This window comes from Granulicatella seriolae, assembly GCF_024543085.1.
Taxonomy (GTDB): Bacteria; Bacillota; Bacilli; order Lactobacillales; family Aerococcaceae; genus Granulicatella; species Granulicatella seriolae.
On record NZ_JANHNZ010000005.1, the window covers coordinates 155,249 to 171,346 of the forward strand.

Annotated in this window: 6 protein-coding genes; all 6 read left to right on the top strand. The window is 36.0% G+C overall.

The features are described from left to right. Positions 1-13 precede the first annotated feature (13 nt). The 6 genes from NPA36_RS06685 (at position 14) to NPA36_RS06710 (ending at position 16,090) form a co-directional block, all read left to right on the top strand. Positions 14-8,638: a helicase-related protein gene (locus tag NPA36_RS06685; RefSeq protein WP_256945342.1), complete on the top strand. Its 8,625-nt coding sequence runs from the start codon at positions 14-16 to the stop codon at positions 8,636-8,638. A 46-nt stretch (positions 8,639-8,684) separates the two neighbouring features. Then, positions 8,685-9,350: a DNA-binding protein gene (locus NPA36_RS06690; RefSeq protein WP_256945343.1), complete on the top strand. Its 666-nt coding sequence runs from the start codon at positions 8,685-8,687 to the stop codon at positions 9,348-9,350. Between the two features lie 134 nt (positions 9,351-9,484). Beyond that, positions 9,485-9,703 carry a helix-turn-helix domain-containing protein gene (locus tag NPA36_RS06695; protein WP_256945344.1) on the top strand — a complete coding sequence of 73 codons (219 nt, stop codon included), beginning with the start codon at positions 9,485-9,487 and terminating at the stop codon, positions 9,701-9,703. Beyond that, a complete protein-coding gene (locus NPA36_RS06700) occupies positions 9,703-11,874 on the top strand; it encodes a type I restriction-modification system subunit M (protein ID WP_256945345.1) in 2,172 nt (723 codons plus the stop codon). The genes NPA36_RS06695 and NPA36_RS06700 overlap by 1 nt, the downstream gene beginning before the upstream one ends. Then, a complete protein-coding gene (locus NPA36_RS06705; protein ID WP_256945346.1) occupies positions 11,871-13,139 on the top strand; it encodes a restriction endonuclease subunit S in 1,269 nt (422 codons plus the stop codon). The genes NPA36_RS06700 and NPA36_RS06705 overlap by 4 nt, the downstream gene beginning before the upstream one ends. Beyond that, a complete protein-coding gene (locus tag NPA36_RS06710) occupies positions 13,130-16,090 on the top strand; it encodes a type I restriction endonuclease subunit R (RefSeq protein ID WP_256945347.1) in 2,961 nt (986 codons plus the stop codon). Before NPA36_RS06705 ends, NPA36_RS06710 begins: the two co-directional genes overlap by 10 nt. Positions 16,091-16,098 lie beyond the last annotated feature (8 nt).

A 16,098-nucleotide genomic window follows, 5' to 3' on the forward strand; every position in this document is an offset into this window, starting at 1 on the left:
GAAGGAGGAAAACATGAGAATTAATGATTTTCAGCATCAGATAGAACTCATCAAGCAAGAGGTATTGAACGATGATAAGAATTATGTTCAGCTTTTGCAAACGATGGGCAATAACTGGCGATATGACTTTATCAACCAGTTAAGCATATACGACAAAAATCCAGGAGCAACAGCTTGTGCCAAGTTTGACTTCTGGAGACAGAATTTGAACCGAACGGTAATGATGGGGCAAAAAGGGATTCCAATCATTGAAGATTATGGGTACTACCAGAAGGTAGACCATATTTTTGATGTAGAACAAACCATATCGAAGAATAAAGAGGTCAACGAAGTCCGTATATGGAAATTTAAAGAAGAGGATCAAGAGATCATTTCTAATATGATTTTAATGGAAGGTCAAGAGGTGACGGGAGATTTACGAGGAGACTTCAATACGCTCATCAGGTTAAAAAGTGAAAATATATTTAGCTCTTTGATGAATGACCTTAGAATTCAGGAAGAAGACCAAGGTGCATTTAGAGCGTTTCTAGAACAATCAGCACTTGTAAGTTTTTCGACAAGGTTAGGTATATCAGTTGAGGTTGATTCTATAGCCTTTCAAAAGGGATTAGAAAGACTAGATGGAATCTCGCTTATGCAAGTGGGTGACGAACTTACAAGACTTAATAAAGAAATTTTGGAAGAACTCATTACAAAAAGTAATGAGAAAATGAAAAATAGGCTGCTGACAAATGTAAGGGCTGACGAATATAATAAAAGTAACGATAAAGAAGGAGGATTAGATAATGTATTTCGAAGAGATACCAATGATAGACTTAACGAGGACGGACGAGTTCTCAGATCTGGCAACAACGCAAGAGATAGCCGAGAGAATCAAGGAGAAAACACTGAATCAGCTAGAAGAGAGCAAGGATTTCATAGAGAGATATCCCAATCCGATATACGCAGCGATGAGGCTAGAGTTTCTAGCAGAGAGCGAGAATCAGGAACAGTGGGAACTTCTGACAGACCTATATTACGAGAAGAAATTAGTGCCACATCTCATGGAAACACAGGAAAGAGCCATTCAAATGATGAGGGTCGAGAAACCGAGAATGATGGAAGCTTGGGACTTGACGGAGGAGATGAAGACAGAAAAGCCACAGGAATACGAGGAGCAAATGAACAATCTGATTTCGAGCTTGAAGGAGATCATCATCAAGGAAGTAGTCGAAGCTTAGAAAATCAAGAAGGAAACGAAGGTGAGGAAGTCGAACAATCGGCTTCTTTTTCTTTTTATTCAAAAGATAATCCCGATGAACTGATGCCAAATGAGATTCTAGATAATATTCCAAAACTTTACGGACAAGAAGATACACCACTTTTAGATCAAGTAGTTCATGTAGCCTATGTTATTCCACTAAGAAGCAATTGGACATGGTATTTGACTGAATATGACGAAGCGTCTGGTGATGCCTTTGGCTTGGTTGCTGGTATTGAACCAGAGCTTGGATATTTCAATTTGAATGAATTAAAGAGCCTTGGAGCTCAAAGGCTTATCCTAGAAGACTTTCCCAAAACTTATCGTGAGCTTTTAGATACAGAGCTTTCTAAACAACTAACGAGCGATGAGCTGATAAGCGTATTTGGCTCAGAAGTATTTTCAAACAATTTAGAAGCAGAAAGTATTGAAGAAAAAGTTGCTGTAAAAGTTGGGAATGAGTTTGTTCTAGTTTCTTCTTATGATATTTCACATATCAAAATTGAAAAAACAAATAGTGAAATTCAAATGGACGAAACAACCTATCCCCTTTATAGAGGAGTGACCTTTGAAGAAAGTCAAAAAGTAGATGAACTTATAGATAGCGGACTCTTTACCTCATATACCATTAATGATTTTATGGTGAAAGATACCCAGTTACCAAAGTTGTCATATGAAGAAACAGATGAGGGTTTAGATGTCTTTTACTCAAATAGGAATGCAGAAGATGGAAAGCTCATTGCTCAAATCGATGGAGAAAGCAGCTCATATAACTGGATAGAAGAGTCCTTTGCTAGAAAAGACATTTATCAAGAGGTTTCAAAAGAGTGGTGGAATAATTTTCGGCCGAAATTCTGGCAAAAACAGGATGAGAAACTTGCTGAGTATGACCTGGGATTTTACTCGATGGGCAATGGCTATGTGGTAGGCAATAAACTTGAAGAAGATCGAGGAACTGGAGACTATAAAAAACTTGCCCTAATTGAAGCGAACAGAAACATCATCTTCTATGAAGAAAATCTGCCTGATGAAATTGTTGGTGAGATTAAATTTGTAGCTTATACAGACAATGAAAGAAGATCTGAGACACAGAGTGATTCCAATGTTTTTATAACTCAGGCTCCGATTGATATTAGCAATTTAAATGATGAGCAAAAAGAACAAATCAAAAAGGGACTAGAAACTTTATCCTTAGACCAAGTTTTAAGCTATAGGAAAAGTGGGATTTCTTCCTGGCAGATGGAGCAGACTCGTTGGTCGCTTGAAAAAAGAATATCTATTGAGCAATCAAATGCTTTAGCGGGTTCAAAGCTAGATGTTGGTGACTTTAATATCCTTCGCTCTTATGTAGAAGCGGGCATTTCCATTGAACAAATTAATGAGTTAAACCAAGGCTTTCTGACTACGCTTGAACTCATAGCCAAAGGCAATGAAATGCTTGAGCTTAATAAAACAAATAAAGGAGTTATTGTTGAGCCAGATAAAACGAATGATAAAAGTGCACTTGATTTAGAAAACGAAGATTATTTACCAAGTTTAAAGGTTGGGCAACTTGTTTATTATGACCATGGAGCGTATACAGTAAGGCGAGAAGCTGCTCTTAACACAATTACAAAGAAGTATGATTTATGGCTTTTACCAGTAGATGAGAAGAACCTAACAACCCCCATCGTAAGCTTTGAAAATGAAACAGAACTTTTCGAGAAGATTCAACTCGAAAGGCCAACTTTCTTGATTGGAGATGAAGTTCTCTATAGAGAAAAAGCTTGGACAATCACTGGCTTTGATGGGGTGGGTGATATTAAAACGGTGACAGTAAAAGATCATGAAGGATTTCTAGGCGGATTTATTACTGGTTCAGAAGTTGTTATTTATCGTAAAGAATCAGACCTTGATTCAATTCTAAAACCAATTCATGAAGATGAACTTGTAGCTGATGTTGAAGCAGATATCATTACTCCAAAACTAGTTGCAAGCAACTATCACATGTCTACTGATGTTTTCCAAGAAAATCTGACACCATCCGAAAGGCTTGAGAACAATAAAAAAGCCCTAGAGACCTTGTTCGCACTTGAAAAAGAAAATCGTAATGCGACACTTAAAGAGCAAGAGGTTCTAAGTCGCTATGTTGGCTGGGGTGGACTGGCAGATACCTTTGATGAAAACAAAACTGGTCAATGGCAAGCCGTGCGAGAGTTCTTAAAAGAAAACCTGACTTCCAAAGAATACGATAGTGCCAAAGAAAGTACTCTTACAAGCTTCTACACTCCCCCACAAGTAATTGAAGGGGTTTATTCAGCTCTATCACAAATGGGATTTAAAACAGGGAATATATTAGAGCCTAGTATGGGTGTTGGTGCTTTTGTAGGCTGTATTCCTGATTCGATGAAGGATTCAAAAGTTTATGGTGTTGAGTTAGATAGTATTAGTGGCCGCATTGCAAGAAAACTCTATCCCAAGAGTGATATACAGATTAAAGGTTTTGAAGAGACAAATTTCTCAAACAATTTCTTTGATATTGCCATCGGTAATGTTCCCTTTGGAGACTTCAAAGTAAATGACAGAGAGTACGACAAAAATAATTTTCTAATTCATGACTACTTCTTTGCTAAGACCTTAGACAAGGTTCGAAATGGTGGTGTGATTGCCTTCATTACTTCTAGTGGAACACTTGATAAAAAAGATGAGAGTGTTCGAAGGTATCTTGCTGCACGTGCGGAGTTCCTTGGAGCGATAAGACTACCAAATACTACCTTTAAAGGGCAAGCAGGCACAGAAGTAACGAGCGATATCATCTTTCTAAAGAAAAGAGATAGCATTCGGGATCGGGATGAGCCTTGGATTCACCTAGGAAGCGATGATAAAGGACTAAACTACAATCAGTATTTTGTGGAAAATCCGGAGATGATTCTAGGTAAAATGACCGAGGAAAGCGGGCCCTTTGGTAACAGGGTTGTTTGTATCCCAAATGAAGTAGATTTCAAAGTTCAACTACAGAACGCTGTAGAGAAAATTGCAAGTGAAAACCACTATGAAGAAATTGAACTTGATGTTGATGAAGAAGTAACGCTTCCAGCAACGGATGATATCAAAAACTTCTCCTATACCATCATTGATAACCAGGTCTATTTTAGAGAAAACTCTATTCTCATTCAAAAAGAAACGACAGATAAGAATAAAGAAAAAATTGGAGACTATTTGAAAGTCACAGAGGCTCTAAAATATGTCATTGAAGCACAGATGCAAGGGACTAGTGATGAGGTCATTGAAAACAAGCAAGTTGTTCTAAATGAAATCTATGATGCCTTTTCTAAAAAACATGGTTATCTGAATTCCTTATCTAATACTAGAGCCTTAAAAGAAGATAGTAATTTCCCATTAGTATCCTCAATCGAGGTGCTTGATGATGAGGAAAATTTTAAAGCGAAAGGCGATATATTTAGCAAGAGAACGATTATCAAAGCACAAAGTATTGACCATGTTGATACATCACTAGAAGCCTTAGTTTTGTCTATATCCCAAAGAGGACGAGTTGACTTCGACTATATGTCTGAATTGACTGGTAAGGACAAAGAAACACTTATTCAAGAACTACATGGCGAAATCTATCTAGATATTCAAGAGTTCGATCAGTTTGGCAATAATAAACCTTTCCAGAATGTGCTGGATGATGCGGAGTATCGTTTTAACTATGTGACAGCAGATGAGTACTTGAGCGGAAATATTCGTGAAAAGCTCGGTGTCATCAAAGAGTACGAATCCCATGTTTCTAAGCTTTTATCGAAGCGTTCTTACTACCAAGGGGGAGAACGATTTGAGATTGATGAAAAAGAAGCACAAGTACTGGAAAAAGAATATATGGCACTTCAACATCAACATCAAAAACTTGAAGCAGTGATGCCTGAGAGGCTCACTGCTTCAGATATCAATGTGCGTTTAGGAGCAACATGGATTCCAAGCAAAGATGTAGAGCATTTCATGTTCGAGATATTAAAAACACCTGGATATAATCGCTGGGATATTAAGGCGAAGTTTTCGCCAATGACCAGTGAGTGGAATGTTGAAGGTAAAAGCGTTGATCGAGGCAATGACCTTGCCGAATTAACCTTTGGTACAAGCCGAGTGAATGCTTACAAGCTCATAGAAGATGCACTAAACCTAAAAGAAACAAAAGTCTTTGATCAAGTTATCAATCCTGATGGTTCAAAAAGTTCCGTACTCAATAAAAAAGAAACATTACTGGCAGGACAGAAGCAGGAACTTCTAAAAGAGGAATTTAAGAACTGGATCTTTCAAGAACCAGATAGGCGTAATCGCTTAGAGAATATGTATAACGAGCGGTTCAACTCCGTTCGCAATCGTGAGTATGACGGAAGTAATTTATCCTTTGAAGGGATGAACTTAAAAATCGATTTAAGAGAACATCAGCGTAATGCGATAGCTAGAAGCCTTTATGGTGGTAATACCTTGCTTGCCCATGTTGTTGGAGCTGGTAAGACCTATGAGATGGTGGCAAGTGCAATGGAAAGCAAACGTCTTGGTATGTGCAGCAAATCCTTGTTTGTCGTGCCAAATCACTTAACTTCACAGATTGGTCGTGAATTCATGCAGTTATACCCTGGTGCAAACATCATGGTGGCTGATAAGAAAGATTTTGAACCAAAGAAAAGAAAAAGACTGATCGGCCGCATTGCAACTGGTGAGTATGATGCAGTTATTATCGGTCATTCTCAATTTGAAAAGATTCCCATGAGTAAGGAATACCAAGAGAATCATATTAACGATCAGATTGATGAAATCATCAATTATATCAACGATTACAAGTATGATAGAAATCAGAACTTTACCGTTAAGCAATTAGAAAAGACCAAGAAAAAACTTCAAACAAGGCTTGAGAAACTGACTGATGATTTTAAGAAAGACGATGTCATTACTTTTGAGGAACTTGGGGTCGATAAGTTATTCATTGATGAGGCTCATAACTACAAGAATCTCTTTCTTCATACCAAGATGAGAAACGTTGCTGGCATTGGTCAATCGGAAGCTTTTAAGTCTTCGGACATGTATATGAAATGCCGCTACATGGATGAAATGACAGGTGGAAAAGGGATTGTATTTGCTACAGGGACGCCAGTATCAAATTCTATGACAGAGCTTTATACCATGCAAAGATATCTTCAGTTCAATGAATTAAAAAAGAATGGATTGGAACACTTTGATTCATGGGCAGCCAATTTTGGTGAAACAGTTTCTGCTTTTGAGCTTTCACCTGAAGGAACAGGATACAGAGTAAAGACGAGATTTTCTAAGTTTTTCAATCTTCCAGAACTCATGAGCATGTTCAAAGAAGTAGCGGATATTAAAACAGCAGATATGCTGAATTTGCCAATACCAGAAGCACGATTCGAAGTAATTAAGACTATGCCATCAGAAGAACAAAAAGAAATCCTCGCAAGTCTATCTGAACGTGCAGATAAGGTGAGAAATCGAAGTGTTGAACCTGAAGAGGACAATATGCTTAAAATCACCAATGATGGAAAGAAACTTGCTCTAGACCAAAGGCTCATCAATCCTCTATTACCAGATCACCCGGATAGCAAGGTCAATGTCTGTGTAAAGAATGTCTTTGCCATTTGGGATAAAACATCTAACGAGCGTTCAGCTCAGCTTTTATTCTCGGATATGTCTACTCCCAAAGGTGATGGAGAATTTAATATTTATGATGATATTCGAGAGAAGTTGGTTGCATTAGGAATCCCTAAAGGAGAAATAGCCTTTATCCATGAAGCCAATAGTGACAAGCAAAAGGATGAACTCTTTTCCAAAGTTAGAAGTGGTGAAGTTCGTATCCTGATGGGCTCTACGCAAAAGATGGGAGCTGGCACAAATGTTCAAAATAAGCTGATTGCACTCCATGATTTGGATGTTCCTTGGAGACCGTCAGATTTAGAGCAAAGGGCAGGAAGAATCGTGCGTCAAGGGAATGAAAACAAGGAAGTTAATATCTTTAGGTACGTTACTGAAAATACCTTCGATAGCTATTTATGGCAGACAATCGAGAACAAGCAAAAGTTTATTTCACAGATTATGACGTCTAAGACTCCAGTTCGTGTGGCTGAAGATGTTGATGAATCAAGCCTAAGCTATGCAGAAATTAAAGCTTTAGCAACAGGGAATCCCATGATTAAAGAAAAGATGGACCTGGACAATGAAGTGACGAAGTTAAAAATGCTTGAAGCCAACTACAAGTCTAATCAATATCGACTGGATGATAAAATTCTAAAGTCCTATCCAAATGAGATAGCAAGGTTAGAGAATTTGATTGATAACATTAAGCAAGACTTAGTGGTAGTAGAACCAAAGGCGTTGGGTGAGGATAAGTTCACGTCTTTAACACTTGATAACCATCGATACACGGATAAAGAAGACGCTGGAGAAGCCTTGTTGGAGTCTGTTAAGTCTGTTGGCATCCGAGACAGTAAAGTTATCGGAAAGTACCGTAATTTTGATTTAGAAGCGTCCTATGATAGCTTTCATAACCTATATAAGTTCACCTTGCAAGGTAAAGCCAAACATCAGGGTGAATTTGGTGTAAGTGCTGATGGTAATATCCAAAGGCTTGATAATGTTCTCGATAAGATGGATGAAAGGCTTCAAATTTTTCAAGAAAAGCTAGAAGCAACGAAAGATCAGTTAATCACTGCCAAGGTGGAAGTAGAGAAACCTTTTGAGAAAGCAGGAGAACTAAAAGAAAAAGTCCTACGTCTTGCAGAACTAAATCGGATCTTGGATATGGGAGAAGTGGAGGAAAAAGTAAATGAATCTCCACTGTTAGAAGATGTAAAGCGTGTCATCATTGACTTCTGTAATGAAGAATATGATGAAGAAAATAAGTACGAAGAATTCGATGCTTTGTATCCTGATTTAAGACATGTGGGTATTGCCTACACAGAATCAGAAGATGGAAGGCATGAAATCCAGTATGAACTCGATTTGGAAAGTTATTCCTGGTCTCAGTTAGTAGATGGAGAAGTTATAAGTTCAGGTAGATTTATGGAACAAGAAGGCGAAGAGCTTGCCTTACTAGCCCTAAAACGCCATGTCGAGAGCGTGACTTTCTCTGATATGGTATTTGTCGATGAAGATGACTTAGAGGCTAAAACAGGGCTTAGAATTGATGAGGATGGGACTTGGTATGATCCGCTTGATAAAGATATGGATAATGATGGAGTTAAAGACCGTTATGATGCAAATTTCAGAGATAGCACGGTTGATGATATAGGAGACCTTGAAAATAACGAAGAAAAAACATCAATCTTAAGTCAAATTAGAAGCTATCAATCTAGCAAGAAAAACGAAGAACAATCAGAAAAGAAGAATCAAGAAAAAGAGAGGTAGCCACTGTGCTGCCTCTTAATCATTTAACACATAGGAGGAATAGAAAATGAATTTTGACGAAGCAAAACAAACAATTAACCAGATGATTGATGAGAACTACAAGGACTTTATAAAAGCTTTGGTGAGTGTTGAAAAAGGAATTGATGATAACGAAGCCTTGGATGTTGTGTTTGAGGACTTCATGGCAAGTGATAATGGTAGCTTACTTCACGAGGACTTTGATTATTCGATTGAAAATCTAAGAGAACAAGGACAATTAAAAGAGTCTGATGCTATTGAAGTGGATCAAGATGATTTAGTAAATATTGTTGGCAATGTCGTTGGCGAAGTTGAAGTTGTAGATCGAGAAAATAAGGATGGAACAGCCTTCAAGGTTGTCAATTTCTCTGTTGCTTTAAAAGATGATGATGGTAATAAAACCTATACAAACTGCTCTGCTTATGGAGAAAAAGGCGAAATTCCTAAAGACTTTAAACGCGGGGACTTTGTAAAACTGTTTGGTCAACTGAGAACTTCTATTGATGAAAACGGGAAGGAGCATTCCAATGTTCGTATCTTGTCATCTAAGTTGCTAAAGAGCCGTGAACAGATGAATGAGAAGGTTGAAAAGCAAGAAAAGAAAACTTCGATTCTAGGAGCAATCAAAGATTATCAGAAGAATGATAAGAGTGACGACTTAGCAAAGAAAGAAAATAAAGGACAAGAAAGATAAGGAATTTGTCGGTGTGGTCTTCGGGCTGCACCGGCTTTTTTTGTTTTGTTGATAACTTTATATTTAATATTACGTACTTATATGATATAATCTAATAGAATAACTTCACAAAAGCGAAAGTCTGAGGTGTATATATGAAAGTGAATTATAACGGATTATGGAAACTGTTAATAGATAAAGGTATGAATAAAAAAGATCTGCATGAATCCATTGGAATAGCACCAGCTACTATTGCAAAAATGGGGCGTGGTGAATTTGTAAGCATGGAAGTTCTATACAGAATTGCAACGAGCTTAAATGTTGATTTTGGAGACTTGGTAGCTGTAAATAGAAGAGATGAGGAGAATAAATAATGAGTCTAAATAATGGATTAAGTGCTATAGAACACAATAGATTGGTGAGTTTCATTTGGTCAGTTGCCGATGATTGTTTACGTGATGTATATGTGAGAGGAAAGTACAGGGACGTTATTCTCCCAATGACAGTAATAAGAAGATTGGATTCGGTTTTAGAACCAACAAAAAAACAAGTTTTAGAAACAAAACAAATGCTAGATGAAAATGGCGTCTTAAATCAAGGTGTAGCATTATCGGGTGTTGCAGGTCAGTCTTTTTATAATACTTCTGAATTCACCTTGAAAGAACTTCTAAATTCAACTAGTAATCAGAATATGAGAAAGAATTTTGAAAGTTATTTGGATGGATTTTCTGACAATGTAAAAGAAATCCTTCAAAAGTTCAAGTTTCATACTCAGATTACAACAATGTCTGAAGCTGGAATTCTTGGTTCAGTCATCGAAAAATTTACTTCTAATAACATTAATCTAAGCCCTTATGAAGTGGTAGATGATAATGGAAAAGTATTGCACAAAGGTTTAGATAACCATGCAATGGGAACTCTTTTTGAAGAACTCATTAGGAAATTTAATGAAGAAAATAATGAAGAGGCAGGGGAACACTTTACACCTAGAGACGTAGTTGAATTGATGGCAGATTTAGCAATTCTTCCAGTTATGGATAAAATAAAGGATTCAACCTATACAATCTATGATGGTGCAGCTGGAACTTTAGGTATGGGAACAGTCGCAGCAGAAAAACTGGAAAGCATTGCATCACAAAAAGGAAAAACTGTATCAACCCATATATTTGGTCAAGAAGTGAACCCCGAGACATATGCTATTGCCAAAGCAGATATTTTAATTAAAGGTGAAGGAACAGAAAGCGACCATGTTTATTATGGTTCAACTTTATCGGATGATCAAGCTTACGACAAGAGCTTTGATTTTATGCTTTCAAATCCTCCATATGGTAAATCATGGAAGGTAGATAAAGAAAAAATGGGGGGAGATAATATTTCAGACCCTAGATTCATCATTAACTATGGAGATAATCCGGAGTATGCCATGTTACCAAGAGTGAGTGATGGACAGCTGCTTTTCCTTCTAAATAATATTTCTAAAATGAAGAATACTGATATGGGAAGCAGAATCTTAGAAGTTCATAATGGCTCTGCACTTTTCACTGGTGACGCTGAAGGTGGAGAAAGTAATGCTAGACGCTATATGCTTGAATCAGACTTGATAGAAGCAATTATTCAGTTACCAGAGAACCTTTTTTATAACACTGGAATAACTACTTATATCTGGATTCTAAGCAATCGCAAAGAAGAAAAAAGAAAAGGTAAGATTCAACTCATTGATGCCTCATCAATGAAGAAACCTCTTAGAAAAAATATGGGAAAGAAAAATTGCGAATTATCCATGGAGGATAAGGAAACAATTATTTCATTGTATTCTAATTTTGAGGAAAATGAGTACAGTAAGATTTTTAGTAATGAGGATTTTGGATACTATAAAATTACTGTTGAAAGGCCGTTAAGAATTAAAGTTAGTGTTGCTGAAGAAAAACTTGAGAAATTAAAGCTTCTAATGGAAACTTTAGGAGTTTTTGATGAAGAGGTTACTGATTCAAAGATAAAAAAAGCTGAACAAAATGGATTAAAGCAAACGAAAGCTTCGAAGGCGGAAGTAAAGAACACGGAGAAGATGATTGCTTATTATGAAGTGTTAAAAAGTCTGGAAAACTCTGATGACTATTTAGACTATGTATCCTTTGAAAAAGAATTCAACAAAAGAGCCAAGGACAAAGGATTAAAACAATTAACCTTATCTAAATTTTCGGCTACTGGATTGCTCGATATGTTTTCGGAAAAAGATGAGAAAGCTGAACCTATAAAGAAGTCAAATGGTGAATTAGAGCCTGATACGGATTTAAGAGATACTGAAATTGTGCCATTATTATTTGAAGGTGGTATCGAAGAGTTCTTTAATCAAGAAGTTTTACCTTATCACAATGATGCGTGGATTGATAATAAGACCACAAAAGTTGGTTATGAAATTAACTTTACAAAACATTTTTATAAGCCAAAAGAACTGGATAGTATAGAGACTATTATTGAAAGAATTTTGGAACTAGAAAAAAAATCGGAGGGGATGATGGCTGGAATCTTGGAGGGGCTGCAATGAGATATGAAAAATATTACGACGTAGACCTTCCTTGGATTAAAGAAGTTCCTGAACATTGGAGAATATCGAAAATTAATGCTAATTTTGAGGAGAGAAGAGAAAAAGTATCGGACAAAGATTATGAGCCACTTTCTGTTACAAAAAACGGTGTTTTTAAGCAATTGGATAATGTTGCTAAAACAGATGATGGTGATAACAGAAAAAAAGTGGTAATCAATGATTTTGTCATTAATGGTAGATCGGATAGAAAAGGGTCATCAGGATTAAGTGAGTTTGAAGGTTCAGTTTCTCTGATTAACATTGTTCTTAAAATAAATAAGAATCATCCTAAATATATGCATTATCTATTGAAGTCTGTCCCGTTTCAAGAAGAGTTTTATAGAAATGGCAAGGGAATTGTTGCTGATTTATGGAGTACAAATTTTCAATCTATGAAGAGTATTACTTTGCCAATACCTTCATTCAAAGAGCAAGTGCAAATTGCTAATTTTCTGGAATGGAAAATCAATGAGATAGATAGGTTAATTCTTATTGAAAAAGAAAAAATAAAGCAATTAAATCAAACAATGCAGATGTATATTGATTCAAGGTACAAAATTTTAAATCTAGACGATAAATCTTGTGATGGTACTAAAATTAAGTATTTGGCGAATCAAATCACTAGACGGGACAATGAATGCAGAAGATATATAGCACTAGAAAATGTCATATCCCAAAAAGGAGTAATGAATATTTCCTTTGATGAATTAGAATTTAATAATGACGGAATATCAGCAGAAAAAAATATGGTTATATTTGGGAAACTAAGACCATATTTAGCAAAAAGTATAATTGTTGAAGATAAAGCTATTTGTTCTTCGGAATTTCTAGTTTTAGATCCGATTAAGGTGACACCTGAATACCTGAAATATTTAATGCTGTCATCAAAATTTATTGATCTCGTGAATAGTTCAACTTATGGTACTAAAATGCCGAGAGCTAATTCGGAATTTATCTTGAACTTAAAAGTTATTGTTCCAGATTTGGCTGAACAGAGAAACGTAGTGGAAATAATATTGGAAAGTGAAGATAGAATTAATAAAGCTATAGAAACCATTTTAAGTAAAATAAAATCTATGGAGGATTTAAAACAAACCTTAATCTCTGAGGTAGTGACAGGGAGAATAGATATAAGAAATATTGATATTCCAGAGTATGAAAAGGTCGAAAGTGTTTTTGAAGAAGACGAAGATCAAGTAGAAGGAGGAGAAGACGAATGGGATTAAAACGCAATATGGATGAAAATGGATTAGAACAAAGCATAATTTCATATTTGAGAGATAAAGCGGGATATGAATACGTAACACCAGAAGAGATAAAACTGAGCTACAATCCTAAGTTTGCATTTGATGAAGAACGCTTACTGCGTTTTATTCGTACTTCACAACCAACGACTTATGAAGAACTACGATTGGTTGATAATCTGAGTAGAGAACAGTTCTTTAATCGACTTTCTACTGAAATAACTAGAAATGGCATTATTCATGTCTTGAAGAATGGAATCAAAGACTATCGAGCTTCAAATTCAGTTGTGATGTTCTTTCTAAATCCAACATCTAAAAGACCAGAGTCCTATACTGAATTTGATTATAATATCTTTTCTGTAAGCAATCAGTTGACTTTTTCTGAGGTTGATAAAGGGTTAGAACTTGATTTATGTATCTTTATTAATGGTTTACCTGTAATTACGATGGAATTAAAGAACCGTACATCATCTTCAGGCTGGACATATAAAAATGCTGAAGAGCAATATAAAAATGATCGTAGCCCAAAGGAGATTCTTTTCTCATTCAAGCGTTGTTTGGTTCATTTTGCTGTAGACGAAAATGCAGTTTCTTTTACAACACGATTAGATGGCGTTAATACGAGATTTATGCCATTTAATAAAGGCACCGATGATGATGGAGCTGGCAATCCACCTTCTGATGGAACGATGACAGATTATCTTTGGAAGGTCTTTTTGGACAAGAAGGAACTTACAAACATTATAGAAAACTTTGCTCAAGTAATTGAAGAAAAAGAAGATGGTGAAAAGAAAAAAGAAGTTCAAATCTTTCCAAGATATCATCAATGGCGAGTAGTTAAACGATTATTGGCCGATGTTCAAGAGCATGGTGTTGGCAAAAAATATTTAATACAGCATAGTGCAGGTAGTGGAAAATCAAATTCGATTACCTGGCTTGCATATCAATTAGTTGGCGTTGAACGTGAAGGGAAGCCACTCTTTGATTCTATTATTGTTGTTACTGATAGAAGAAATTTAGATGATCAGATTACAAAGAATGTAAAAAGATTCCTTGAGGTATCCAGCAATATTGGTCATGCTGAATCTGCTAAAAATCTTGAAGAGCTATTAAAAGATGGCAAAAAAATTATTATAAGTACTGTTCAGAAATTCCCATATCTTTTAGATACAATCGGGAAATCAATGAAAAACAAACACTTTGCTATTATTATTGATGAAGCTCACTCTTCTCAAAGTGGTAAAGCTGCTGGCAGTATGAACATGTCCTTGTCTGGAGAATTAAGTGCTAGCGATGACGATTTAGATATAGAAGATAAAATTGCAGAATTAATTGAAGCAAGCCGTATGATAACTAATGCGAGTTATTTTGCTTTTACAGCTACCCCAAAGCCTAGAACAATTGAAATGTTTGGGATGCGTAAAGAAGATGGAAGTATGGGTGAGTTTGACCTTTATTCAATGAAACAAGCGATTGAAGAAGGTTTTATTCTTGATGTTTTAAAGAACTATACGACTTATGAGAGCTACTATAAAATTTTCAAAACAATCGAAGAAAATCCAGAGTTTGATTCTAGAAAAGCGAAAAAGAAATTAAGGAAGTTTGTTGAAGGACAGGAGTTTCCACTTAGAGAAAAAGCAAATGAGATGGTACGCCATTTCGTAGAAACAAGTTCAAAGAAGATTGGTGGAAAAGCGAAAGCTATGGTTGTAACGGATAGTATTGTACGTGCAATCGACTACTACTATGCCATATCAGATATTCTAAGAGACTTAGGGGGTAACTTCGAAGCGATTGTCGCATTTTCTGGCACAAAAGAATATAAAGGCAAAGAGCTTACTGAAAGTTTAATCAATGGATTTTCTGACAAAGATACTCCTAAAGAATTCAAGAAAGATAAATATCGATTCTTGATTGTGGCTGATAAGTACCAGACTGGATATGACGAACCTTTATTGCATACTATGTATGTGGACAAGGTTTTGAATGACATTAAGGCTGTACAGACGCTATCAAGATTAAATCGTAGTGCGAAGAATAAGATTGATACTTGTGTATTAGATTTTGCGAATGACCCAAAACAAATTGAGGAATCTTTCCAAAAATACTATAAGCAAACGAAGCTAGTTAAGGAAACAGATCCGAATAAACTTTATGATTTGCTTTCACTTCTTGAAAGTATGGATGTGTTTGATGACGAACAAGTCATTAATGTAGTTGAGAACTTCTTGAACAATGAACCAAGAGAATATAACGACTCGATACTGGATTCATGTGTAGCAAGGTATATAAAACTTGAAGAAGAGGAGCAGGTCGAGTTCAAGAGCGGCGTTAAGTCATTTATTAGAACATATAATTTTCTTGCTTCAATCTTGCCATTTGGACAAAAAGAATGGGCAATCAAGAATATCTTCTTTGAATTGCTTGTGCATAGACTTCCTACACCAAGAGAAGATGACCTTTCAAAAGGTGTTCTGGATACCATAGATTTAGAGAGTTATCGTTTAGAAAAACAAAATGAAATCAACATTGTTATGGATGATACGGATGGCGAAGTTGCCACTCCGACAGCTGGCATTGCAACAATTATAGATCCAGAAATTGATACACTAGATAATATCATCAATAGCTTCAATGATATTTTTGGGAACATAGATTGGGAAGATAAGGATAATGTGGCAAAACAAATCAAGGCAATTCCTGAGATGGTTGTTAAGGATGAGAAATTGAGAAATGCCTTGAAAAATGCAGATCCACAAAATATCAAAATAGAGTTCTCTAGAGCCTTAGTAAGCGTTATGGTAAGTATCATGAAAGACAACATGGAGCTTTTCAAACAATTTAATGACAATGATCTGTTTAAGAAGTGGTTATCTGATTCCGTATTTAAGGCGATTATGGAAGATTACAATAGTGATGATGAAGATAAATAAATGGAGGC